This window comes from Pseudomonas lijiangensis, from assembly GCF_018968705.1.
Taxonomy (GTDB): Bacteria; Pseudomonadota; Gammaproteobacteria; order Pseudomonadales; family Pseudomonadaceae; genus Aquipseudomonas; species Aquipseudomonas lijiangensis.
This window is the reverse complement of sequence record NZ_CP076668.1, coordinates 3,233,308-3,258,076: the sequence shown is the minus strand read 5'-3', so window position 1 is coordinate 3,258,076 and position 24,769 is coordinate 3,233,308. Positions and strand designations below refer to the sequence as shown.

Below are 24,769 nucleotides of genomic sequence, written 5' to 3'. Positions count from 1 at the left end.
CCATTCCTGGTGGTGGGTGTTCCTGACAGTACTGGCGAGGCGAAAAGTGTTGGTTATTGTGGTTATCGGTAAAGCATGACGTCCTGACGGGCCTGATCGACCAGCGTCAGGTGCTGCTTGAGTCGGGCCTTTCTCTGGGCCAGCAGCAAAGTTTTGGTCCATTCCATCGCCTTGGACGAATGAGCCGCCAGACGCGAGGCCAGCTCCAGTGCACTGGCATGGGCGTCGTCCGCAAGCTGGTTGACCAGTCCCATGGCCAGTGCCTGGGACGCATCGAACGGGCGAGCGCTGAGCATGATGTCCAGAGCCGCAGCTTCGCCGATCAGCCCCGGAAGGGTGATGGCGCTGAAACCCGACAACATGCCGTGCTGGACTTCCGGAAAGCTGAAACGGGTGTCATGGCGAGCAATGCGAAAGTCGCAATGAATCGCCAGGCTGATGCCCAGCCCCAATGTGTGACCGTGCAATGCGGCAATCACCGGTTTGTTCAGATCGAAGCCGACGCCGGGCAGGGCGCGGGCGAGCAGTTCGCTGCTCACGGCTTCGCCTGTGGCCTCGATTTCCTTGAGATCGGAACCGGCACAGAACGCTCGCTCGCCTGCGCCTCGCAGCACGATTACCCGCACGCTCTGGTCGTCTGCGGCGCGCTGCCAGATCTCAGCCAGTTCGCGTTTGGCCTGGCTGTCCAGCGCGTTAAGGCGCTCGGGGCGATTGAGAGTGACCTGCAGGACGCCTTCCCCAAGGTGTTGATACTCGACTGTCATGACTTCGATTTCGCTGAGTGTGAAAGAAAGACGCATTGCCTCTTGAGGTCTGCGTCAAAGTGGGGAAAACTTAATTGATGTTCATAATGCAAACAACATGTTTGTTATATGAACATATTCTTAGCGGGTCACTAATGGTTATAAAAAATGAAAGCGATAGTCCTGAAAGCCTTCGGCGGGCCTGAGCAACTGCAAGTCGAAGAAGTGCCTACGCCGCATATCGGTCCGGGTGAAGTGCTGGTCAAGGTTCATGCGGCAGGGGTCTGCCATCACGATTTGCTGCACCGTGCCGGCCATCTGCCGGGGGCGCATACCGGCGTGGTACTGGGCCATGAAGTGGCCGGTGAAGTCGTGGAGGTGGGCGCGGGCGTCCTGCAACTGGCGGTGGGCTCAAGGGTTGTGGTCTATCAGCGACGTTTCTGCGGCCAGTGCCGCGACTGCCTGCGCGGACGCCAGGATTTGTGCCGGGCACTGGGCCTGCCCTCGGTGGACACTGAAGGAGCCTACGCGCAATACCTGCGGATTCCGGCGATCTCCGCCATCGAACTGCCTGACGGCCTGGATTACACCCTGGCGGCGTTGGCTTCCTGCCCGATTGCCACCAGCGTGCGTGCGTTGCACGGCGAGGCGGCGCTCAAACCGGGCGAAACCGTGTTGATCAACGGTGCCAGTGGCGGTCTTGGCGCGCATCAGATCCAGCTGGCACGGGCGCTGGGTGCGAGGGTAATTGCCGTCACCGGCAGCGCCGCGAAGCGCGATTTTCTTCATCAACTGGGTGCTCATGACGTGGTGGTTTCCAGCGGCAGCTACAGCGCCGAAGTCTGGAAACTGACCGGTAAGCGCGGTGTGGATGTGGCGATGGAAAATCTCGGCCACACCCTTGAGGACACCTTGCGCAGCATGACCCTGGGCGGGCGTGTGGTGGTGCTGGGCAATGTCCAGCCGGGCAGTGTGCCGATTGCGCCAGGGTTGCTGATCGGTCGGCGACTCAAGGTTCAGGGTTCGGGCAGTGCCACGGTGGAAGAACTGCGCGTTGCCCTTGCGCTGATCCATAGCGGACAGGTCCGGCCCTTGATCGATCGGGTGCTGCCGTTTCAGCAGGTGAGCGAGGCCCATGCGCTGCTGGAGTCGCGCCAGGTCAATGGACGCATCGTCCTGAGCGGGTGGTAGCCATGGATATCAGTACTCTGCTGGGGCAGGCCGCCCGAAAATGGCCAGACCTGCCTGCACTGAGCGAACCGGCCAGTGCCCGCAGCCTGAGCTTTCTTGAACTCGACCGTGCCCTTACTGCCTTCGGCCAGAAGCTGGGGCGGCTGGATATCGAGCCCGGTGCGCGGGTGGCGTTGCTGGCTGAGGCCAGTATCGACTATCTGATCGCCGACTATGGCTGCATGGCCAACGGACGTGTCCGCGTGCCACTTGATCCGGCGCTGGCCCCCGATGAACTCCTGGCTCAGTTGCGCGATGCCGGTGCGGCCTTGCTACTGTTTTCCCGTCAGTACGCAGCGGTTGCCGAAGACCTGACGCTGGCGGGTATTGCTTGTCTACCCCTGGGTTCGCTTATCGAAACGACGCCTGCCGATATCGGGCCACGCGCCGCACAACCGGCCAATGCCCTGGCTTCTCTGAACTACACCGGCGGCACTACTGGCGTGCCCAAGGCCGTGATGCACCGGCATGCCAGCCTTTGTGCCGTGTTGCAGAACATCGTGATGGGCCGTGGCGCTGCTGTCGGTGATGTGCTGCTCAATGTCCGCCCGTTGTGGCCCATTGCGGCAGTGGCGGTATTGGCGCATCTGCTCAGTGGCGGGCAGGTGGTGCTGGGTGGTCGTTTCGACAGCAAGACCTTTCTGGCGCAGTTGCGCGAGCAGCAGGTTGCCTTCAGTTCTCTGGTGCCGACCCAGTTGTTGCGCCTGCTGCGGGAAAACGGCAGCGAACCTGTGCAATTGCCTGCTTTCAAAAGTCTGGATATTGGCGCTGCGGCCTTGACCGGTGAAGTGCTGGAAGGCTCTTTCAGTGTGTTCAGTGGGCGAATCAGTGTGCTTTACGGCATGACCGAAGCGCCCTGGAGCTGTTACCTCGCGGCTGCGCAAATGGCTGCATTACGCCATGCCGGAGAAAGCGCCGAAGGGGTGGTAGGGCGCCCATTGTTTTCTGCGGCCATTCGCATTCATCAGCCCGATGCCAATGGTATGGGCGAGATTCTGCTGGGCGGACCGCAATTGATGAGTGGCTACTGGCAGCAGGAAGCCCGAACAGCCGAAGTGCTGGATAACGGCTGGTTGCGCAGTGGCGACCTGGGCCGGATTCGTGAGGACGGGCAACTGGTAGTGCTTGGACGCTGCAAGGACATCATCCGCAGCGGCGGCAAGTCAGTGCAACCCGGTGAAGTCGAGCAAAGCCTGTTGAGTCATCCCGGCGTGAAAGATGCCCATGTATTCGGTCTGGCGGACATCGAGTGGGGCGAGCAGGTGTGTGCGGCAGTGGTGGTCGATCCGGCGAATGCTCCATCGTTACCGCAATTGACCGAGCATTGTCGCGCCAGCCTGTCGCGGCACAAGGTTCCGCGACAGATCTACTTCATCGATGAGCTGCCGCGTTCGCACTATGGCAAGGTGCAGAAGAACCGCCTGCTTGCGGCACTGGGGCCGCAGTTGCCGGTTTAAAGGTTGCCCAGTTGCGCGGCAATGCCTTCACAGGCGCGGCGCACGTGGCTGGCCAGTGGCGAGGCAGGATGGGTTTCATCTTCCATCCCAAGGCCCGCCACCACCACTGCGCCCAGGGCCATGCCGGTTTCGAGGCGGATGGGAAAGGCCACGGACGACAGGCCTGGCTTGAACTCGCCATGACCGAAGGCGAAGTCCTGCTGGCTGCGGATCATTTCCAGAGCGGGCAGCACTTTGACATAACGCTCCTGACCCAGAATATTCAGCGCCGCTTCTTCATTGTAAGTGGACAGCACGGCACGGCCGCTGGGGCTGCCATCGATGGGGTACTGATCGGCCAGGTCGACGATGACGTTGAGCGGTGTGGTCGGTGTCCACATCCGCTCGATCAGCACTACCTGATCGCCCACCGGGATCGACAGGGAAACGATTGCCTGGCGCTCGCCGATTACCCGTTGCAGCTCGATGGCATAGGGCAGGGCGATCTTGCGCAGGTTCATGCGGTTCAGATAGGCCGTCGAATAGATCAGGCTCTCGGGACCGATGCGGTAGGTCGCGCCCTGGGATTCGATCAGGCTCCAGTGGGTCAGGGTCTTGAGCAGACGATGGATGGTGGAGCGATCGATGCCGGTCAACCGCGCCAGGTCCAGCGCGCTGGCACCGTTCTTGAGGCCAGCCAGGGTTCGTAGCAGAACAATCGAGCGGTCAATGACCTGAACGCGCCCGCCGCCAGCGTTTTCCTTGCTGCCGTTGAGTGCGGGGTGAGTCGAAGAGATATCCATCGTGGCAGTGTTTTCCGAGAGCATTTGATCGGCAGGCGCGACATGCTGGCCTGACCGGTCGCCAAGGTTAGCCGTGATCGCAAGCGGGGTGAAGAGCCAACTGACGTTGAACGGGCTTTATGCAAGGCACGATCTGCGCATTTATTTGCGAACCGTTTAGATCAAATATGCATTTGGGTTATGAGCATGGAACGTATGGCGATATCTATTGCGCTGTATCTGTCGCTGGAAAGTTATCGGAGGATGCAATAACAGTCATTTGTCTTCTACTACAGTCAAGGTGCCGGTAATTGGCGCAAAACCGCTTGTCCCGACAGCATCCTGTGCTGTTTTGCCAGCATCTTGCCGTGTCCACGCTTGAGCCTAGAATCGGCCCCCATCAGCTCCACACCCTATCGTCAAATTGAAGAGGATTTCACCATGATGAACGCGATGCAGATGCCAATGAGCGCCAACATGCCGATGATGCCAATGATGGGCATGCCGATGATGATGGCGACCATGACTTGCACCATGGTCGAAGACGGCATGATGTGCACCATGAAGCCGGCGGCTGGCATGGACATGGCCATGTTCAAGAACAACGCCGAAATGATGCAGATGATGATGAACTGCGGCATGCCGGTCATGATGCAGTGCGCCAACATGTCGATGATGTGCATGTCGGAAGCGGCCATGGCAATGTCCATGAACATGCCGATGATGGGGATGTCGATGTCGATGCCGATGATGAAGTGCATGATGGAATGCACCATGATGGCTGACGGCATGACCTGCAAGATGATGCCGATGGCTGGCATGAGCATGGACATGATGAACAACTGCTGCATGCTGATGATGAAAATGATGAACGACTGCAGCATGCCGATGATGATGAGCTGCAACGGCATGCCGATGATGTGCTGCACCTGCTGATCCAATGCAGGTGCCGTGAACCTCAGTCGCGGCGCTCGGGGTGGGTCACCACCAGATAGGCCACCGCCTCACTGTCTACCGGATTGCGGTAACGGTGGGGCTGGTCGGCATAGAACATGATCGAATCGCCCGTGGAGAGCAGGAAACGCTCTTCGTTCACACTGATCTCCAGCGCACCCTGCGCGACTACCAGATTTTCCTGCACGCCCGGCCCATGCTCGGCGGAATATTCTTCTCCCAGCGGGCTGATCCGCAACTCGTAGAATTCAACGTGGCGTGATGTGTCGTACGGGTAGAGTGCCCGGCTGACAAAGTCGCCGCTGGCACTGACCAGGCGTTTGCTGTCGCGTGCCGGCATTACGGTCACACCTTCGCATTCGCGGTTTTCCAGAAAGGCTGCAACCGAAACCCTGACACCCTTGGCGATCTTGAACAGTACCTTGATCGAGGGCACGCTGCGCCCTGATTCGATCTGCGCCAGCATCGCCCGACTGACCCCGCTCAATCGTGCCAGGGCATCCAGTGATAACTGGCGCTTGCTGCGCAGGCGTTGCAGGTTCTGGGCGACGCGCGAACCGATAAGGTCGTCTTCGTTGGTGGCCGTCTCTTGGGCAAGGTCCAGAGGTGTGTCAATCGATGTTGCCAGAAAACGGTCCGATGTCGTCATGGCGTTACGCTTGGCGAGGTGTTTTCGGCGATGCGAGACCCTCGCTCCCCGGTTGTATCGCAATTCCTGCCTGATGCGCGTACATCGCCCACATCATACGGCCCAGCTGCTGTGCATGTTTGCGTTTGCGATACAGGCTCAAATCGACGATCTGTGCGGAATGGCTCATGGGGAAATCCTTGTTTGCGAAGCGGGGCATGGGTTGAGACTAAGGGCTTTTTTATAGAACGATAAATACTTTGTTTTCATGTGGTGATTCGTTTCTGGAATAAGAGATTTCAGCGCTGCCTGCATCGATATTCGGTTGTCGATGCAGGCCGGTCACGCTTTCGATTACAGGTCGTAACGCACGCTCAGGGTGAGGGTGCGTGGATCGTTGACCGCGTAATACGCCGTGCTGCTGGCTGCTGAATAGGCAATGCTCTGCGGGTAGGCGCGGTTGAGCAGGTTCTTCACCGCCAGGGTGGTGGTCCAATGGCCATCGCCGCTGCTGTAGCTGGTGTTGGCGTTCCAGAAACTCTGCTGGGGCACTTCGTAGATATCGCCATTTACGGCGTTGGCGTAAGACTTGGTCTGGAACTGCCAGTCGGTGCCCGCCACCAGTGCGCCCGGCACATTGACGGGCACCGTCCAGTTCAGGCCCAGGGATGCGTTCCAGCGGGGTGCGAAGACCATCCAGTTGCCATCGGCATCGACTCCTGCACCGGCGGCATTCTTGAAGTCGTCGTACTGGGCCCTGAGGTAACCCAGGTTGGCGGTCAGGGTCAGGTCGCGGCTGAGCAGTGCGGTGTTTTCCAGCTCGACGCCATAACTGTGGGCGCTGCCGACATTGGTGCGCAGGTTGGCGCTGATGGCCGGGTCCCAGGCGTTGGTCTGCAGGTCGCGATAGTCGTTGTAGAACAGTGCGATATTGCTGCGCAGGCGACCTGCGAGGTAATCGCCCTTGAAGCCGGTTTCATAGGTAATCACGTTCTCCGGTTCAAAACCCTGCAGCGCAGCGGCCTGGGTGGGTGCGCGGTTGTCGAAACCGCCGGCCTTGAAGCCTTTGGCCACGTAACCGTATTGGGTCAGGCTGTCACTCCAGGTGTATTCCAGACCTACTTTCGGGCTCAGGGAAGCCCAACTGTCGCTGGTTTCTGCATTGAAATTGAGACCGGTGATCTCGCGAGCAGTGGTGATCCGGTAGTTCTTGTAATCGAAGTTCTTGTGTTCGCTGGTGTATCGCAGGCCTGCGGTCAACGACAGGCGGGGTGTCAGTTTGTAGTTGCCCTGGCCATAGACGGCGTAGCTTTCGGTGTCAGTGGTGCTGTACTGGCCGCTGGCATTGACCCGGTCGGCAGCGACCGAATAGGTCAGGCTGTCGCGTTCGGCGCGAAAGCGCTCTTTATAGAGGTAGACGCCGAGGGTGTAGTTGAAACGCTCATAGTCGCCATTGAGCTGGAACTCCTGAGTGGCGTAGCGCTGCTTGTAGTGGATCAGGTTGTTTTGCACCGGCGCAGCATTGCCGCTGTTGGCCTCGCCCGAGTTGTCGTAGTCCACGGGCTGATCGAAAGCCGACCAGCCGGTGACCGACTTGAAGTTCAGGTGATCGTCGAAGGTGTAGATGGCCCGCAGTACGGCGCTGCCCTGATCGAGCCGGTTCTTCGGGTCGAGGCTGCTGTAGGTCTTGAACTTGTCGAAGCGGCCGGTGGCCGGGTCGAATGGCGTGTAGCTGGTGGTGTCGCCACGGTCGAAGGTGCCTGCCAGGGTCAGTTGTGTGTCCCAGGGCGAGTCCAGCGGTGCCAGGCGCAACTTGCCTCGATAGGACTGGATGTCGACATTGTTCACATCCGTATCCCGGGTGCGGTTGCGCACGGTGCCATCGCGACTGAGGCGCAGCGCGGAAAAGCTGCCGAAAAGGGTGTTGTCCACCAACGGTCCGCTGATCAGCAGGCGGCTGCTTTGAGCGTTGTAAGTCCCTGCGCCGAGTTCAACGAAGCCCCGGGTTTCCTGGCTCGGGTCGCGTGTGATCACACGGATCGCCCCGGCCGCGCTGTTGCGGCCATACAAAGTACCTTGGGGGCCGCGCAACACTTCGACGCGCTCGACATCGTTGAAGTCGAGCATCGAGGAAATCGCCCGGGGGATGTACAGGTCGTCGGCGTATACCGCGACGGCGGCTTCCTGGATCGGGTCGGTTTCACCGATGCCGCGAATGCCGTAGGTCTGGGCGCTATAGGAGATCGACTGGCGGTTGAGAGTCAGGTTCGGCACCCGTCCTGAGAGGTCGCGGATATTGTTGATCTGCTGGTCGCGCAGGGTGTTTTCGTCGAAGGCGCTGATCGCCAGCGGGGTTTTCTGCAGGTTCTCCTGACGGTGTTCGGCGGTGACGGTCACGCTGGGCAGGCGCTCTTCCGGCAGCGGATCGCTGGCGGCGAAGGCACTCAGGGGCAAGGACAGCAGGAGCGGGGAAATACGGTAACGCAAGGTCGGTTTGGCCATGGACGAAGTTCCTGACGGTCAACATGCTCGGTTGGTGTGTTCAACCTGCAGCCGTCCACGCAAACGCACTAGAGCCGGGGAGGGTGCAGGAATCCTGTGCCTCCGCCGGGTCGGGGTCGGTCAGTCTGTAAAGGGGCAGTGCTTTTTCAGGGTGTGGCGTGGTGTGTAGCGAGTTTCAGTAACCGCGCTGATGATCCACCAGATTGTTCAGGGCCAGACCCTGGCGGTAGCGCTTGAAGTTCTCGACGAAATCATCGACGAAGCCGTTAACACCGTCAGTGGATAGTGCGCAGGTATGCGGCGAGATAAACACCCGTGGGTCGCTGTACAGCGGATGGCCAGCCGGCAATGGCTCGGGTTCGGTCACATCCAGCGTAGCGCGGCCAATCCATCCGGCTTCAAGTGCTTCGAGCAGCGCCTGCTGATCGAGCAATCCGCCACGGGCGATATTGATCAGGTGCAGGCCGGGTCTGGAACTGGCCAGTACCTCACGATTGATCAGGCCACGGGTCTGGGCAGTCAGGGGCGCAGCCAGCACCAGATGGTCGGATTCGGCAAACAGGTGATGGAGGTTTTCGGCCACTTCAACATGGGGTAGCCCGGTCAATGGCTGCTCAGGCCGACCCAGGGCAATCACGCGCATGCCCAGCGCCGTGGCTTTGGTCGCGAGGCTGCGGCCGATGCTGCCCAGCCCGAGAATCCCCAGGGTACGGCCACGCACCGGTTGCAACTGGCTGAAGCTCCAGTCGTCATCCTTGACCCAGATATCCGGCAGGCGCTTGGCTGCGGAAAAGATGGCCGCCAGCGCGAACTCGGCAACCTGTTCAGCGTTGCTGCCCTTGCCGCTGGTAACCGGTGGTCCCTGAAACAGCCAGTCGGGATAGAAGTCGATGCCCGAAGACACCAGTTGCACCCAGCGCAGCGACCAGGGCCAGCCACGCGGCGGTTCATCCACTCGGCGGCCACGCACATTGACCGGGCGCAGGATCACCACATCCGCCCGTTCGGCATTGAACTGATCGGGCGTCAGGTCCAGTACCCGGTGCCCGGGCAATTGCCGACGGAGCAGTTCGTTGGACTGAGCATCCAGTTGGCTGGCGATCACGCTGACAGTGGTAGCAGAAGGTTGATTCATCAGGCACTCATCACAGGAAACACGGGGGAATGCCCAGATTGGGCGATGCTTATTACCGTATTATTGGTAATGACTGCTGTAAAATTCTTTTTCGATATAAGCTGATGGCGATAATTAAAAATATACGCATATTAGGTTATGACTAAAATGCATTTCACTGATTATTGGCTTGCCGGTACAGTCATCCTCCAGAACCTGACCACAGGCTACCTCAGCCACGGAGAATGTCCGCGATGCCCCCTTTTGCAAGAATCCTGGCGCTAGGCGCCGCCCTGCTGCTGGCAGGCCCGACCCTAGCCGAACAACGTATTGAACTGCGCATCGGCGACCAGAAGGGCAACATGCGCGCCCAGCTGGAAGCTGCCGACGCCCTGCGTGATCTGCCGTATGACATTCGCTGGGCGGAGTTTCCGGCCGCCGCACCGCTGGCCGAGGCCTTGAATGCCGGAGCGGTGGACGCTGGCATCATCGGTGATGCGCCGCTGTTGTTTGCGCTGGCTTCCGGGGCGCAGGTCAAGGCCATCGCCGTAGACAAATCCGACGCTTACGGCACGGCGGTGCTGGTCGAGCCCAAGTCATCGCTGCAAACGGCGGCGGACCTGAAAGGCAAGCGCATCGCTACAGGACGTGGCTCGATTGGTCACCATATTGCGCTCAAGGCCCTGGCCACCGCCGGTTTGAGCGAGAAAGACGTGGAGTTCCGCTTCCTCGGCCCGGTAGACGCCAAGGTCGCGCTGGCCAATGGTTCGGTAGATGCCTGGGCGACATGGGAACCCTACACCGCGCTGGCTGAACTCAGCGGTCAGGGCAGGGTGCTGGTCAATGGTCGCGGGCTGTCCAGCGGTAACAGTTTCCTGGCCGCCACCGACAAGGCGCTGGCTGACCCGGACCGTCGCGAAGCCTTGCAGGATTATCTGGTACGACTGGCCAATGCGCAGGTCTGGGCTTACCAGAACCTCGACAGCTATTCACGAACCCTGGCACAGATCATCGGCTTTCCCCAGGAAGCTGCGCGCCTGCAATTCGAGCGTCGCAAACTGCGCTGGCAGTCAGTGGATGCCCAGACCATTACCGAACAGCAGGAAACCGCCGATTTCTACCAGGCGCATGGCCTGATCGCCAAACCGCTGGACGTCAAACCAACCTTCGCGGCAGGTTTTGTACTGCCTGCGGCTGATGCGGTGACGCAGAATCCTTGATCTGCTGTAGGAGCGAATCGGGCGGCGCTCCGCTCATTCGCGAGAGTCCCTTACATCCGAAGAAAATGTATCGCCCTCAAGCTGGTCGTCGCGGCCAAGGCCCCTCCCACAAAAGCGCAGGAGGACCTTGGCTGTGACAAGTCTTACCGCATCTGCAGAATGATCACGTTACTGCTGGCCGGATTGGTCCGCTCGCGAAGGTCCTGCACATCCTTCACGCCGACCGGGCCGCCCTTGTTACCCCAGGAGGTGCGGATGAAGGTCAGGACGTCTGCGGTTTCCTGATCGGAGAGCTGATTGCGGAACGGAGGCATGCGGTAGGCATCCGGCACGCCATTGGCCACGATACGTCCCGACCCGTTCAGGGTGACGTTGATCGACGATGCATGTTCTTTCGCCAGTGAGGATGAGGCTCCGGCCAGAGGCGGTACCCATTCTCCCTGGCCACGTCCGTCCGCTCCGTGACAGGAGCTGCATTTGGCCATGTAGGTGCGTGCGCCCGGCACCTTCAACTGCTCGCTGACCGTCAGGTTGGCATTGGATTTCGCATCGTATTGCCATGGTTCGCCGTCACGTCTGGCATCACCCGGCAGCGACTTGAGGTAGTGCGCCACGGCCTTCAGGTCTTCGTCAGTCATGTACTGCGTGGAGTTGTTGAACACGTCGGTCATCGAGCCGAAAACCACGGCATGCTGATTGCGACCTGTCTTGAGGAAGCGTGCGATGTCTTCCTCACTCCAGCGGCCAAGCCCGGTGTTTGGATCGTTGCGCAGGCTGGGCGCATACCAGCCATCCAGAAGCGCGCCGGAAACGAACGCCGGGCTGCGTTCGTCCAGGGCTTTCTCGTTCATGGCAAGGCCACGCGGCGTGTGGCAACTGCCGCAATGCCCAGGGCCTTGAACAATGTAGGCGCCGCGAAGCCACAGCGGATCTTTTGCGGTTTCAGCCTTTATATAGCTTCCGGAGTCGGTGAAGACCGTGTTCCACAACGCCAGCGGCCAGCGCATGTTCAGCGGCCACGGGATTTCGCTCGGCTGGTTTTCCTGTTTGACGGGTTTTACGCCTTGCATGAAGTAGGCATAGAGCGCGCGTATATCGTCCTGGCTGAGCTTTTCATAGGACGGATAAGGCATCGCCGGGTAAAGCCGATGGCCGTCACGGGCAACGCCCAGGCGCAATGCCCGGTCGAATTCCGCCAGGTTGTAGTTGCCGATCCCGGTTTCCTTGTCGGGCGTGATGTTGGTGGCAAAGATCGATCCCAATGGGGTCGCCATTTCCAGACCGCCAGCGAAGGGCGCACTGTCGGGTGTGCTGTGGCAGGCCACGCAGTCGCTGAGCCGGGCAACGTATTCGCCACGCTGGATCAGTTCCGCCGGTGCGGTCTGAGGGCTGGCCACACCGTCGAAGGGCGAGGCGGGTGTGCGTGTCACGAACCACGCGACACCCGCTGCCGCCACGACACACACCGGCACCAGGACGGCAGCAACTTTCTTGATTCTGCTTGTTGTCATCTGTGATCCCTGGACCCGAGGCGTCATGCTTGTTGGTCTTTGAAGGTGTATCGAGACAGCGGCATGCTACGAATGCGCTCGCCGGTCAGCCGGGCGACCGCATTGGCCACTGCTGGCGGAACGGCGGGCAGCGGTGGTTCGCCGATGCCGCCCATTTTCGCGCCGCTCTCGATGATCTTCACGTGCACGCGAGGCATGCGATCAGGTGGCAGGATCGGGTACATGTCGTAGTTGCGGGCGGTGGGGATGCCGTTCTCGTAGACCGCTTCTTCAAGCAGGACCTGCGAAAGACCCAGCGCAACGGCACCATTGACCTGGGCCTCGATGATGCCCGGATTGACGATGCTGCCCGGGTCGATGGCCTGCCAGATGTCGTGCACCTTGACCTGGCCATTCTTGATCGAGACTTCCGCGATGACCGCCGCTTCCGTGCCGAAAGGCGATGCCATGGCAACGCCACGGGCGCGGAGGGTGCCATCTTCAGCCTTGAACGGGCCGCGCTTCCAGCCACCGGCCAGATCGCCGACGGCGCGCAGCAGGTTGGTCAACCGCTCGTTGCCTTTGAGCAAGTGCATGCGTAGTTCGTAAGGGTCCTGACCGCCCTTGTCCGCCAGTTCGTCCAGGAAGGTTTCATACAGGAAGTCGTTCATCGAGTTGCCGACCGAGCGCCAGTAACCCAGCATGACCGGGCTCTTTACATACAGCTGGGCAATCCTGCGATTGGGGATCGAATAGACCTTGCCTGCCAGTCCTTCCAGAGCGGTAGGGTCAATCTTTTCTCCCTGTTTGTTGCTGATGCCTTCGGTAGGGCCTTCGGTTGCGCTGACCGCTTCCAGGGCCACAGGCATGCCTTTGGCATCGAGCCCGCCACGGAAGCGTACGACGGCCATGGGGCGCAGCACATCGCGCAGGAATTCTTCTTCGCGACTCCAGATCAATTTGATCGGACGCCCGACTTCCTTGGCCAACTGGATGGCCTGAGGGTAGGGCGAGGCACTGTTATAGAGGAAGTGCCTGCCGAAGAAACCGCCCAGTACTGGCGAATGAAGTTTGATCTGCGACGGCTCAAGGCCTGTTCTCTTGGCTACGTCGGCCAGGAACATGTCCGGTGCCTGGTTGGGCAGCCACAGATCCAGTGTGCCGTCCGGGTTGAAACGCGCCAATGCAGAAGGCGGCTCCAACTGAGCATGATGGACAAACTGGCTGTAATAGGTGGCGCTGACAACGGTATGAGCACTGTCCAGAGCCTTGCCGGCTTCGCCGACCACTTCGTCGTCCTTGCCAGCGCCGGGCTCGTTGGCCAGCCGCTCGCTGAAGGCCGCAGTGGAGAAGTCCGCCGGCATGTAGCGCAGATCCGATTCCGGGCCTGGCTCTTTCCAGTCGACCTGCACCGCTTCCACGGCACGTTTGGCTGTCCACCAGCGCTCGGCCACGACTGCCACGGCACCGGGCAGACGATGCACGGAGTGCACGCCTTTCATGGCTTTGATCTGGTCTTCATTGCGTATGGAACCGACCGTCAGACCGAGTCGCGGGGCGTGTTGTACGGCCGCGTGGAGCATGTCATCGACACTGCAATCGATGGTGTAAATGGTCTTGCCCGTAGACTTTTCGTGGCCGTCCAGACGTTTTACCGACTTGCCGATCCAGCGGAACTGGCTCGGGTCCTTGAGCGTGACGCTGTCTGGATCGGGGACCGGCAGGTCCATGGCGCGAGAGGCCAGCTCGCCGTAACTCAGCGTCCTGCCCGAAGCCGCATGAACGACCTGGCCGGGCTGGGTGGTCAGTTCGCTGACCGGCACTCCCAGGCGCTCCGAACCGGCCTGCAATAGCATCGCTCGCGTCAAGGCACCGAGCCGACGCATGGTGGGATAGCTCATGCGCACCGACATGCTGCCACCGGTGATCCGCATGCCGTTGCTCAGGACCACATACTCGCTGCCGGGAGAGGCGTTTTCCACGATAAAGGTGGACGGGTCTGCGTCCAGTTCTTCACCGATAATCTGCGCCATGGCGGTAAAAATGCCCTGGCCGCCTTCGATGAAAGGACTCTGCAACCGGATCGTGTTGTCCGGGCGAATTTCGAGAAAGGCCGGGACTCGCGTCCCCGGAACCTCTGCGGCCACTCTGGCCTGGGCACGGGCCTGGCCCATCGGCAGGCCGAAGCCGAGAACCAGGGCGCCTGCCATGGTGCCGGCCGATGCAACCAGAAAGCGACGCCGGGAAATATTGATCGCTTCCCCTGTCGGAAACGCCTCGCTTGTGTCGGGACTGTCCGCCAACTTTGTCATTATGATTTCCTCTGGATTCCATCCCTTTCAAGACGCATCCACACTCAGGTTCTGGATCACGATGGGTGAAACTCGATGCCGAGGTCTGTGCCTCGTGCAGTCCTCAAGACTTGCCGGGAGTTGCTGCCGGTTCAAACAGCGCGACCTTTTCTCCAGCCACTTCATGCACTGCTGCATTGATGAAGTTGTAGGTGCCGCAACGGCACAGGTTGATCATCGCAGCGCCGATCTCGGCATCTGAAGGATGGGCGACCTGCTTGAGCAATGAGGTCGCGGCCATGACCTGGCCCGACTGGCAATAGCCACATTGCGGGACCTGATGCTTGACCCAGGCGGCGACCACTCGCTTGCCCACGTCATCTTCTTCGATGGCTTCGATCGTGGTGATCTTGCGCCCGATCACGCCCTGGACCGGCACGACGCACGAGCGCGCTGCCACGCCATCGATCAGCACGGAACAGGCCCCGCATTGCGCGAGGCCACAGCCGTACTTGGTTCCGGTCAACCCGAGTTCATCGCGAATGACCCACAGCAACGGGGTATCGCCTTCGGACTGGACCTGATAGGTCTTATCGTTAATCTGCAGTTCCATGATTATCCAGCCATCTGGTGGGGGAATGCCCTGGGGTGCTATCCGCGGGCCAGGGAGCAAGCGTTTCACTTGCGCAACACTGCTGAAACGGTAGCACGCTATTGAGTACCCTCAATTGCCTGTGGTTTCTAGGCCATATGAACGGGATTGATTAATAGCTCTTGATTGCGTCCGTGCCGAGGCCATGGGCAGGCCCCGGCATGTAGCCTTGATACCCCGAATCAGGCGTTGGCCAGGGTGGTGTTGTCGATCACGAAGCGGTATTTGACGTCGCCCTTGAGCATGCGCTCATAGGCTTCGTTGATCTGGTCGGCACGTATCAGCTCGATGTCCGAGACGATGTTGTGCTCGGCGCAGAAGTCCAGCATCTCCTGGGTTTCAGGAATACCGCCGATCATGGAACCGGTGATCGAGCGCCGCTTGAAGATCAGGTTGAACACCTCCGGCGATGGATGCGGCGAGGCAGGTGCGCCGACCAGCGTCAGCGTGCCGTCACGCTTCAACAGCGCCAGGAAGTCATCAAGGCTGTGCTGTGCCGCGACGGTGTTGATGATCAGGTCGAAGCTCTTGGCATGGGCGGCCATTTCCTCGGCGTTGCGCGAGATCACGACTTCGTCGGCACCCAGCGCTTTTGCCGCTTCACGCTTGGATTCCGAGGTGGTGAAAGCCACCACCTGTGCGCCCATGGCATGGGCCAGCTTGATGCCCATGTGACCAAGACCACCGATACCGACAATCCCGACTTTCTTGCCGGGGCCAGCCTGCCAGTGGCGCAGGGGTGAATAGGTAGTGATTCCCGCACACAGCAGCGGCGCAACGGCGGCGAGTTGTTCTGCCGGGTGGCGGATACGCAACAGGTAGCGCTCGTGCACCACGATCTGCTCCGAGTAACCCCCAAGTGTCCAGCCGGGAGCGTCCGGAGTCGGGAAGTTATAAGTGCCGATCATGCCGTCGCAGTAGTTCTCGAGGCCCGAATCGCATTCTTCGCAGTGCTTGCAACTGTCGACGATGCAGCCGATACCGACCAGATCGCCCAACTGGAAGCCTTTCACGTGCTCGCCGATTGCGGATACACGCCCGACAATCTCGTGGCCCGGTACGCAAGGAAACTGAGTCCCGGCCCATTCACCCCGCACCTGATGCAGGTCGGAATGGCAAATGCCGCAATAAGCGATATCGACCTGAACGTCATGGGCACCCGGAGCACGGCGGGTGATTTCCAGTGATTCGAGAGGCTTGTCGCCAGCGTGGGCGCCGTAGGCTTTGATGGACATGGGTTCTCCTTTTCATAGGCACACAAGCCCTTTGCGGGGCTGATGGCCATAGTCTAGGGATGCGAAACCCATCGATAAATTGCGTTAATCTGCATTCGGTCATGAGGCAGACTGGATAATCATGAGGGGCTTTATTCCGAACAGCGGCGCTGTCGCCAGCAAGCTGCCTCCCACGTCATTTATTCGCTAGAGGCCTCCGTATGCCTCTGTCTTCATGGCTTATGACAAAAGGCCATCACTCTTCTAAAACCTGTCTACACTGCCAGTCAGGGTGCAGCCCATCGAAGATTCGGGCGATGTGCGTATTGAATGCGGTTCCCGGAGACAGTTACGAAGGATCGAGAAAAATGACAGTGAAGTCTTTGCTGGCAGCGGTAAGTATTGGGGTCGCAAGCCTGACATCGGCAGCGGTACTGGCAGATGATTACAGCCTGGATCAGAACTGGAGTGCAAAAGATCTCGCAGTCTGGCAGGACACTTCTCAGGGATCGCGCCTGGTTCCTTTGAGCTGGATGATGGCATTGGAAATAAAAGGTTCGAAAGTGCCTTTCATGTCTGATGCGAATATCGAAAAGTATGGTTACACGCCGCGCACTCTGGAGTTTGACTACAAGAGTTATCGGTTGCCCTTGGGGTTTGTGGTCGATCAGGGCAGTGACAAGTCCCTGACGTTTTCTCGCCTGCGCTGGAAGAGCGACCAGTCTGACCGGGAACCCTGGGTGGGAATGAACTGTGCAGCCTGTCACACGGCCAATATTTCCTATGGTGGCCATACCTGGGAGGTTCAGGGCGGCCCGACCAATGCAGATTTCCAGAAGTTTGTTGATGCCTTCCGCGAGGCGTTGATCGACACCCAGGGCGATGATGAAAAATTTGATCGCTTTGCGACAAAGGTCCTTGCAGGTGCCGACACTGAAGCCAATCGTCAGCTTCTCTCCAGCTCACTGAATGAGTTGAACCTTTTCCTTGATAAAAGTGCATCGCTCTATAAAACGGATCTGGTGTATGGCCCGGGCCGGGTTGATGCCGTGGGGCATATTCTCAACCGTGTGGCCCAGCTCAACGGCGCCCCAAAACCAACGCCCAACCCCGCGGATGCTCCAGTCAGCTATCCGTTTCTGTGGAACACTTCCCAGCACGATAAAGTGCAATGGAATGGTGTCGCTCCAAACAAGCGACTGGGCCCCGATGGTCTGGATGTCGGTGCTCTTGCGCGCAACGCCTCGGAAGTCGTAGGTGTCTTCGGTGATGTGGCCTTTCGCTCCAATTCGCTTTTCAAGGGCTTTGTTTCAAGCGTGCGCATCGATAACCTCGATCAGCTCGAGCGCACATTGCAGCGCCTGAAACCACCGAAATGGCCTGAAAGGCTCGGGGCTATCGACCCTGTGAAGGTGGGAGAAGGTGCGAAGCTGTTCGAAAACAATTGCTCAAGCTGCCATTTACCGTTGTCGCGCGATGATCTGAAAAGCAAGATCGTCGCTCAGATGACGCCTATCAGCACAAGGCCCGAAAGCCTTCAAAGCATCAATACCGACCCCTGGATGGCCTGTAATGCGGTCCAGTTCATCAGTGATCCTGGCAAGCTCAAGGGCGCGTTTCTCAATACATTCAAAGGCGTGGTCACGGACCAGACAACTTTGGTTACGCAGTTGGGCGTAACGGCACGGGAAATATTACTGAACCAGAAGAAAGACCTTCTTGAGCTGGCGCTGAAGGATTACATGAACGTCCAGTCGCAACCGGCACTAACCGAACGCAAGAGCGTTTTCTCCTTTTTGAGCCTTGCCTCGACCGAAAAGAACAAGCGACTCCAGGCCTGCTACGCATTGAATATCCAGGAGTATCCGACCCTTGCCTACAAGGCGCGTCCATTGACGGGTATCTGGGCAACAGCGCCTTACCTGCATAACGGCTCGGTACGCACGCTGTATGACCTGCTGCTTCCACCTGATGCACGTCCTTCGAGTTTCAAGACGGGCTCGATTGTGTTCGATCCGAAGGCTGTCGGTTTTATCGATGCCAATGGGCCAGGCGCACCGTTCACTTTCGATACTTCCTTGCCGGGGAATTCGAAGGCAGGTCATGACTATGGCGCATCATCATTCAACGATGACCAGCGCTATGCGTTGATCGAGTACATGAAAACCCTTTAGCTGCCAGTAGGAGCGGACTTATCCGCGAAGACGGTATGACATCCGGCACAGATGCGTCGTTTGAAATGCCGCCTCGCGAATAAATTCGCTCCTACTTGATATCCCGCATCAACAATCCGAACCCCAAATCCACCTCCTCGGGAATCGCTACGTACACCGTATGTCCGTCTCCGGGTGCGATTTCGATGGCTGCTCCTTTGTTGTTCTGCAATTGCTGCAGATCAAAGTGGAAGTTGCCTTTGGGCGTCATCAGTTCCATAGGGTCGCCGAGGCTGAAGCGGTTCTTGACTCGGACTTCTGCCAATCCATTACGTCTTTCGCCGGTCAGTTCGCCCACAAACTGCTGTCGTTCGGACACCGAGCTGCCGTTCTGGTAGTTCTGGTATTCATCATGCACATGGCGGCGCAGGAAGCCTTCGGTGTAGCCGCGCTGGGCCAGGGATTCCAGGTCGCTCATCAGGCTGCGGTCGAATGCGCGACCGGCGACGGCGTCGTCGATGGCTCGGCGGTACACCTGGGTGGTGCGTGCGCAATAGAAGTGGGATTTGGTCCTGCCCTCGATCTTCAGTGAGTGCACGCCCATGCGGGTCAGGCGCTCGACATGCTGCACGGCGCGCAGGTCCTTGGAGTTCATGATGTAGGTGCCGTGTTCGTCCTCGAAAGCGGGCATCAGTTCATCCGGGCGGTTGGACTCCTGCAACAGGAATACCTGATCGGTCGGTGCACCAGCACCCAGAGTCGGTTCGGGTTCATAGGTCTGCACGATATCGCCGAGCTGGTTTTGCGTGGCTTCCCGGGCGGAATATTTCCAGCGGCAGGCATTGGTGCAACTGCCCTGATTGGCGTCACGCCTGTTGATATAGCCCGACAGCAGGCAACGGCCGGAGTAGGCCATGCACAGCGCGCCGTGGACGAAGACTTCCAGTTCCATGGCAGGCACCTGCTGGCGGATTTCGTCGATTTCTTCCAGGGACAGTTCGCGAGACAGGATGATGCGGCTCAGGCCTTGCTGCTGCCAGAACTCGACACTGGCCCAGTTCACGGTGTTGGCTTGCACCGACAGGTGAATCGGCATCTGCGGGAAGTGCTTGCGTACCAGCATGATCAGGCCGGGGTCGGACATGATCAGTGCGTCGGGAGCCATCGCAATGACGGGCTCAAGGTCCTTGAGGAAGGTCTTGAGTTTGGCGTTGTGCGGCGCGATGTTGACCACCACATAGAAGCGCTTGCCCTGGCCCTGTGCCTCGCGAATACCGAGCGCCAGGTTGGCATGATCGAATTCGTTATTGCGCACTCGCAAGCTGTAGCGCGGCTGGCCTGCGTAGACCGCATCGGCGCCGTAGGCGAAGGCATAGCGCATGTTTTTCAGGGTGCCAGCGGGGGCGAGCAGTTCCGGGGTAAAGGGTGTCATGGCGGTGTCGGTCGCAAAAAGTCGCGAACGGTAATCGCCTTGCCTTCCGGTTTTATTGATCTGGATCTATGAAGCAGTCGGTGCAGTAGTTTTTGATGCCTGAACCCTGCTGATCCAGGGCTCAGGAAGGCGACAGCGGATAAGGTCAGGCATCCACTTGATTGATCAGCGTCTTCAGATAGGCAAGGCCTCTTTCGGTGATCGTGTTGCGCAAGGTTCGTTCGGCGGCGGTCACTGCGTTATGGCTGGCAGCCCGGCAGAAGCGGTAGACCAGGTCCACGGTCTGTTGTTTGTCCGGTGCCAACTGGTTGGTTACATCGCAATGCGCGATCAGCAGGTTGCGCAAGGTCAGGGTACGGATCGCCAGGGTAGTGGCCCACTCGGTCAGGCTCAAACCGTAATCCTGCCCGGCACTGGTGTTGGAGATAAACGGGAAGCCGGTGCGGGTCATTTCTGCGGCAATGAAACGCTTCAGGATCAGATCCAGGCTGTGTTGCAGTTTTTCCGTGTACAGGCGGCGATATTCGCTGCGCAGGGTCCATTGCGCCTGTGCCGGGGTTTCGCCGGGCACGATGAGTGAAGAGGTGAGGATCTGCTGGCGCAAGGAAGAGGGTGCGCCTGGCGAGTTCAAGACATTGATCAGGACGATCAGCAACGGATCGGCAAGAATCGGCTCGCGGGTATCTTCCTGAAGGTTGCTGGTGTTGTCGGCCAGCAACGGGATTTCCTCGATCCAGCGGGCATGAGGCAGTTCCGACAGTTGCGTGGAAATGTCGTATAGACGCAGCAGCACCTGGCTGACCGGCAGTTTCTTCGACAGGGTGATTTGCAGCAAAGACTCCATCACCGAGCGCCACTGGGCCTGATCGATGCCAGGAAACTCCTGATTGGCGGCGGCGTAGAGATGATGGTCGTCCTGAGGGCCTTCTTCGATCTGGAACGGCGATTCGCCAAACAGCCCGATACGGGCAACTTCGGGGCAGCTCATGGTTGCGGACTTCACCAGCGAATTGTTGATGCGGCGATACATGCGAGGGTAGTTGGCACAGGTATCGGTGAGCACTTCTTCACCCTGCTGGGCATGGATCTGGCAACGTCCGCCCTGCAGCGCGCCGCACTGGCCGCCGGCCTTGTCCATCTGGTAGCCCGAATCGTCTTTGACGATCAGGTTCAAGAGTTCGGGAAAGTCCCGGCTGTACAGCTCGTGGCTGCGATTGCTGACTGCAATGCGCCAGTTACCCTTGCAGCAGTTGTCTTCGCAACGCTCGGCAATGCATGAAAACTCTTGTACGTATTTGAAAGCCCTGGCGGACTGAATGCCCATGAATTCTCTCCCGCGGTCTTAGGTTCGTTTGAACCTGAGTGGCCGTTGTGCGGGAGTTGTTCCATGCAGAAGGGGAAATGGTAGTGCGGATGTACAGGCTCCCGAGCCGCTGGAGGTCGGGAGCCTCAGGTTTTACTGGGCCATCTTGGCCATGACCGACGCATAACCGGCAGCAGAGCCCAGTACATCGGCTTTGCCCTGAGCGATCAGGATGGAGTCGGAAACCTCGCGAAATGCACCGGTGCCACCTGCGCGTTGCAGCACATGGGTGGCTTGCTGCTGCACATAGACCGGTGCATCGGCCACGGCGAACGACAGGCCGCAGGCCGCAAAGGCTGGCAGGTCGATGGAGTCATCACCGATACAGGCTGTTTGCCCGGCAGTCACCCCGGCGGCGGCCATCAACTGCTCGCAGGCTGCCTTTTTATCCTTGATGCCGAACTGGCAAAGCTCGACGCCCAGATCTGCCACGCGCTTGCGCAAAGTGGCCGAGTCGCGGCCCGACAACACGGCCACGCGCACGCCGTTTTCCTCCAGCATGCGCATGCCCATGCCATCGCGGACGTGGAAGCGTTTCAGGCATTCGCCGGTGGCGTCGTAGAAAATGCCGCCATCGGTCAGGACGCCGTCGACATCCGTGATCACCAGACGAATGTCGGACAGTGCAGGCAGGCTTGGCAGCGAGCGGCCTTCGATCAGGGCACGGACCTTTTCCAGGCATTCAGGGGTATCGACGCCGGGGCCGGTGGGCTCCACCACCCAGGCGCGAATGCAGTAACCGGCGGTCAGCAGGCGCAGTTGCTCCAGTTTTTCCGCGTGCTCGATCATGGGTTGGGGCAAGCCGGAGTAGCTGGCCAGCACCTCGCGACGATAGGCATAGACCCCGACATGCTTGAGGTAGGTGGCGGTTTCAGCCTCGCGGGGGTAAGGAATCGGCGAGCGGCTGAAATACAGCGCATTGCCGTTGGCCGCTAGTACCACTTTGACGGTATTGGGGTTGCCTGCTTCGGCCGAGTCTATCGGATGGCAGAGCGTGCCGACCTGCACGGACGCATCGGCAAGCATGCCTTTCACCAGCGTGGTGATATCCGCAGGCCTTACCAGAGGCTCGTCGCCTTGCAGGTTGACGTAGATATCGGCTTCGACCTGAGTCATGACTTCGGCCAGACGATCGGTGCCCGAAGGATGGTCGGGGGATGTCATCACACAGGCCGCGCCAAAGCTGCGCGCCGCATCGGCCACACGCTGGTCGTCAGTGGCAATCACCACCGTATCGGCAATGGCGGCTTCCAGAGCGCGCTCATACACATGCTGCACCATGGGTTTGCCCGCGATGTCGGCAAGCGGTTTACCGGGGAGGCGGGTGGATGCGTATCTTGCCGGGATGACGATGGCGACACGTTGTGGATGGCTGGCCATTAAGGGTCCTTAAACGATTTCAGCAGTGCAGGGCGAAAAACGGATCATACCAGTGACGGGGCCTGCGCGAATCAAAGTTCCAGTTTGTAGCCCACGCCGTACAGCGACTGTATGGGGTCTTCGCCTGGACAGGCCTGCGCAAGTTTGCGCCGCAGGTTGCGGATATGGCTGTCTACGGTGCGGTCAGTGACCACGCGATGGTCCGAATACAGCTTGTCGAGAAGCTGGTCCCGGGAGAAAACGCGACCCGGCGAGCGGACGAACGTGCTGAGCAGGCGCAACTCAACGGGTGTCAGGTCCAGCGCCACGCCGTCGAACGAGGCGCGATATTGCTCCTCATCGATCAGCAGGCGTGGCTGGGCTTGTTGAGCAACCATCTGGGGTGCGCGCCGCAGAATCGCCTTGACCCTGGCGACCATTTCACGGGGGCTGAAAGGCTTGCAGATGTAGTCGTCGGCTCCCAGGTCCAGGCCCAGCAGGCGATCCACTTCCTCGACACGCGCAGTGATCATGACGATGGGCACCGCGCTGAAGGTGCGCAGTTCCTGGCACACTTGCAGACCATCGCGGCCTGGCAGCATCAGGTCCAGCAGGATCAGGCGCGGTTCGCAGGCCCGTACCGCGGGCACCACTTGCAGGCCGTTGTCCAGGCACTGGGTCGGATAACCGGCTGCGGTCAGATAGTCACGCATCAGCGCAGCCAGTTTGGGTTCATCTTCGACGATGAGAATGGGGGCTTCGTTGACCATGCTTCAGGTATTCCGTGGCAGGCGAAGGGTCAGCCAGAGGCCGCCCAGCGGAGAGTGATCGGCAGTCAGGCTGCCGCCATGCGCCAGCGCGATACTGTGACAGATGGCCAGGCCGAGCCCTGCGCCGCCACTGGCCCGGTTACGTGATGCCTCGCCCCGGTAGAAACGCTCGAACAGGCGGGGTAGTTGCTCGGCGTCGATGCCGGGCCCTGAGTCGAGAAAGTCGATACGCCATTCGTTTCCTTCATGGCCTGCACGGATCTGCAGCACGCCGCCGTCATCGGTATAGCGCACCGTGTTTTCCAGCAGGTTGTTGAATAATTGCTGCAGTCGTTTGGCGTCGGCCTGCACAGGCAGCGACTGGGCGGGAAGGTCCAGTTCCAGCCTCAGATTCCGTGCGGCGAAACGCTCCTGGAACATGGCAGCGCTGCTTGTGAGCAGGTCATTGAGTTCGCAGTCGGTCTTGCGATAGGTCAGGGCGCCGACATCGGCCAGTGACAATTCATAGAGATCGTCCACCAGCTTGCTGAGCATGCCGACTTCGCCCTGCAAGGACTTCATCGAAGCCTGATCCAGTGTGCGCACGCCATCTTCGATCGCTTCCAGTTCACCGCGCAGCACCGACAGGGGCGTGCGCAGTTCGTGAGAAACATCGGCCATGAAGTCCCGGCGCATGCGTTCGTTGCGTTCCAGCGTATAAGCCAACTGATTGAAGTCACGGGCCAGTTGCCCGACTTCATCATTGGAAGACACTGCTACCCGGCTGCCGTACTCCCCGGCGGCCAGTCGATGGGTGGCCGCTGCGACACGCTTGACCGGATCAAGCAGGGTTCGGGAGATCCACCAGGCAATCAACATGGCCAGAATCAGTGACAGCACGCCCATTCCGAGGCTGGCCCGAAACTGATACTGCTGAAAGCGTTCGCCGCCTGCTTCGCTGACACTCTGGAAAGGCGTAATGGCCAGCCAGCCGACGGTTTTGCCATTCACCTCAATCGGGCGCATATAGTCATCGTCATGCAGGCCCGAGTAGCCCGTCACCTGTTGCTTGTCTGCATCCAGCAGCGCAAAACGCAGTACGGCACCGGTAAGGTCTGAGGTCTGCATCGCATTGGTGTCGAACTTCTTGCGTTCGTTGTCCTCCTGGTCGGGACGCATGATGTCGAACCAGCGGTCCCCGTCATGGCGCAGGAACTCCCAATTGCCTTCCTGGACATAGGCGGCAGCGAGCTTGGGCAGAATCGGGGTCATCCGCTGCATGCCCTGTTCATTGAGATACCCCACAAAGCCGCGGGCAAAACTCCAGCTGGTGGTCAGCCCCATGCTCAGGATGACGAACAACACGCTGGCCAGAACCGCGATGAAGAGTTTGGTGGAGATGCTCAGTTTCATGGGCTTCGCATTTGTGGAGATGAAGAGGCCGCTCATTTAGGCCC

General features: G+C 59.6%; 20 protein-coding genes. 5 read left to right on the top strand and 15 right to left on the bottom strand.

Annotated elements, in window-relative coordinates; translation table 11 throughout:
• Window positions 1–62: 62 nt before the first annotated feature.
• Window positions 63–800 (bottom strand): enoyl-CoA hydratase/isomerase family protein, encoded by a 738-nt coding sequence (locus tag KQP88_RS13365; RefSeq protein ID WP_253950485.1) that lies wholly within the window; start codon window positions 798–800, stop codon window positions 63–65.
• Window positions 801–911: 111 nt separating this feature from the next.
• Between KQP88_RS13365 and KQP88_RS13360 the strand changes: the two genes are divergently transcribed.
• On the top strand, window positions 912–1,934 hold the full coding sequence (locus tag KQP88_RS13360) for an alcohol dehydrogenase catalytic domain-containing protein (RefSeq protein ID WP_216703314.1): 1,023 nt from the start codon (window positions 912–914) through the stop codon (window positions 1,932–1,934).
• 2 nt (window positions 1,935–1,936) lie between these two features.
• Window positions 1,937–3,430, top strand: a complete 1,494-nt coding sequence (locus tag KQP88_RS13355) for a class I adenylate-forming enzyme family protein (protein ID WP_200992077.1) — start codon at window positions 1,937–1,939, stop codon at window positions 3,428–3,430.
• Here KQP88_RS13355 and KQP88_RS13350 read toward each other — a convergent pair.
• Window positions 3,427–4,212, bottom strand: a complete 786-nt coding sequence (locus tag KQP88_RS13350; RefSeq protein WP_216703313.1) for an IclR family transcriptional regulator — start codon at window positions 4,210–4,212, stop codon at window positions 3,427–3,429. The two genes, KQP88_RS13355 and KQP88_RS13350, sit on opposite strands and share 4 nt — an antisense overlap.
• A gap of 420 nt (window positions 4,213–4,632) precedes the next feature.
• Here KQP88_RS13350 and KQP88_RS25270 point away from each other — a divergent pair, with 420 nt between their 5' ends.
• Entirely contained in the window at window positions 4,633–5,127 is a 495-nt protein-coding gene (locus tag KQP88_RS25270) for a hypothetical protein (RefSeq protein ID WP_253950484.1), read from the top strand.
• Window positions 5,128–5,149: 22 nt separating this feature from the next.
• Here the strand turns inward: KQP88_RS25270 and KQP88_RS13340 are convergent, their stop codons facing one another.
• The 4 genes from KQP88_RS13340 to KQP88_RS13325 all read right to left on the bottom strand — a co-directional run bounded on the left by KQP88_RS13340 (window position 5,150) and on the right by KQP88_RS13325 (window position 9,410).
• Window positions 5,150–5,794 (bottom strand): helix-turn-helix domain-containing protein, encoded by a 645-nt coding sequence (locus tag KQP88_RS13340; protein WP_198725544.1) that lies wholly within the window; start codon window positions 5,792–5,794, stop codon window positions 5,150–5,152.
• A 4-nt stretch (window positions 5,795–5,798) separates the two neighbouring features.
• The gene (locus KQP88_RS13335; protein WP_200992080.1) at window positions 5,799–5,963 is read right to left on the bottom strand and encodes a hypothetical protein; all 165 of its coding nucleotides are present in this window, start codon (window positions 5,961–5,963) and stop codon (window positions 5,799–5,801) included.
• Window positions 5,964–6,127: 164 nt separating this feature from the next.
• Window positions 6,128–8,275 carry a TonB-dependent receptor gene (locus tag KQP88_RS13330; protein WP_216703311.1) on the bottom strand — a complete coding sequence of 716 codons (2,148 nt, stop codon included), beginning with the start codon at window positions 8,273–8,275 and terminating at the stop codon, window positions 6,128–6,130.
• A 175-nt stretch (window positions 8,276–8,450) separates the two neighbouring features.
• The gene (locus KQP88_RS13325) at window positions 8,451–9,410 is read right to left on the bottom strand and encodes a D-isomer specific 2-hydroxyacid dehydrogenase family protein (RefSeq protein WP_216703310.1); all 960 of its coding nucleotides are present in this window, start codon (window positions 9,408–9,410) and stop codon (window positions 8,451–8,453) included.
• Between the two features lie 233 nt (window positions 9,411–9,643).
• Here KQP88_RS13325 and KQP88_RS13320 point away from each other — a divergent pair, with 233 nt between their 5' ends.
• Entirely contained in the window at window positions 9,644–10,609 is a 966-nt protein-coding gene (locus KQP88_RS13320) for an ABC transporter substrate-binding protein (RefSeq protein ID WP_216703309.1), read from the top strand.
• 143 nt (window positions 10,610–10,752) lie between these two features.
• Here the strand turns inward: KQP88_RS13320 and KQP88_RS13315 are convergent, their stop codons facing one another.
• The 4 genes from KQP88_RS13315 to KQP88_RS13300 form a co-directional block, all read right to left on the bottom strand.
• On the bottom strand, window positions 10,753–12,120 hold the full coding sequence (locus KQP88_RS13315; protein ID WP_216703308.1) for a c-type cytochrome: 1,368 nt from the start codon (window positions 12,118–12,120) through the stop codon (window positions 10,753–10,755).
• A 23-nt stretch (window positions 12,121–12,143) separates the two neighbouring features.
• Window positions 12,144–14,411, bottom strand: coding sequence for a xanthine dehydrogenase family protein molybdopterin-binding subunit (locus tag KQP88_RS13310; RefSeq protein ID WP_216703307.1), 2,268 nt, complete (start codon window positions 14,409–14,411; stop codon window positions 12,144–12,146).
• A 103-nt stretch (window positions 14,412–14,514) separates the two neighbouring features.
• Window positions 14,515–15,003, bottom strand: a complete 489-nt coding sequence (locus KQP88_RS13305; RefSeq protein ID WP_117165529.1) for a (2Fe-2S)-binding protein — start codon at window positions 15,001–15,003, stop codon at window positions 14,515–14,517.
• Between the two features lie 221 nt (window positions 15,004–15,224).
• Window positions 15,225–16,277, bottom strand: a complete 1,053-nt coding sequence (locus KQP88_RS13300) for an NAD(P)-dependent alcohol dehydrogenase (RefSeq protein ID WP_216703306.1) — start codon at window positions 16,275–16,277, stop codon at window positions 15,225–15,227.
• A gap of 347 nt (window positions 16,278–16,624) precedes the next feature.
• Here KQP88_RS13300 and KQP88_RS13295 point away from each other — a divergent pair, with 347 nt between their 5' ends.
• Window positions 16,625–18,430 (top strand): di-heme-cytochrome C peroxidase, encoded by a 1,806-nt coding sequence (locus tag KQP88_RS13295; protein WP_216703305.1) that lies wholly within the window; start codon window positions 16,625–16,627, stop codon window positions 18,428–18,430.
• A 91-nt stretch (window positions 18,431–18,521) separates the two neighbouring features.
• On the opposite strand, the gene trhP is transcribed toward KQP88_RS13295, so the two are convergent.
• From trhP to baeS, 5 genes are all read right to left on the bottom strand, one after another.
• Complete coding sequence (gene trhP / locus KQP88_RS13290; protein ID WP_216703304.1) at window positions 18,522–19,841, bottom strand: prephenate-dependent tRNA uridine(34) hydroxylase TrhP; 1,320 nt, start codon at window positions 19,839–19,841, stop codon at window positions 18,522–18,524.
• 145 nt (window positions 19,842–19,986) lie between these two features.
• Window positions 19,987–21,165 carry a flagellin lysine-N-methylase gene (gene fliB / locus KQP88_RS13285; protein ID WP_216703303.1) on the bottom strand — a complete coding sequence of 393 codons (1,179 nt, stop codon included), beginning with the start codon at window positions 21,163–21,165 and terminating at the stop codon, window positions 19,987–19,989.
• A gap of 132 nt (window positions 21,166–21,297) precedes the next feature.
• Window positions 21,298–22,584, bottom strand: a complete 1,287-nt coding sequence (gene kdsB / locus KQP88_RS13280; RefSeq protein ID WP_216703302.1) for a 3-deoxy-manno-octulosonate cytidylyltransferase — start codon at window positions 22,582–22,584, stop codon at window positions 21,298–21,300.
• Window positions 22,585–22,655: 71 nt separating this feature from the next.
• Entirely contained in the window at window positions 22,656–23,333 is a 678-nt protein-coding gene (locus KQP88_RS13275; protein WP_216703301.1) for a response regulator, read from the bottom strand.
• 3 nt (window positions 23,334–23,336) lie between these two features.
• Window positions 23,337–24,725: a sensor histidine kinase efflux regulator BaeS gene (gene baeS, locus KQP88_RS13270; RefSeq protein WP_216703300.1), complete on the bottom strand. Its 1,389-nt coding sequence runs from the start codon at window positions 24,723–24,725 to the stop codon at window positions 23,337–23,339.
• Between the last annotated feature and the right edge of the window lie 44 nt (window positions 24,726–24,769).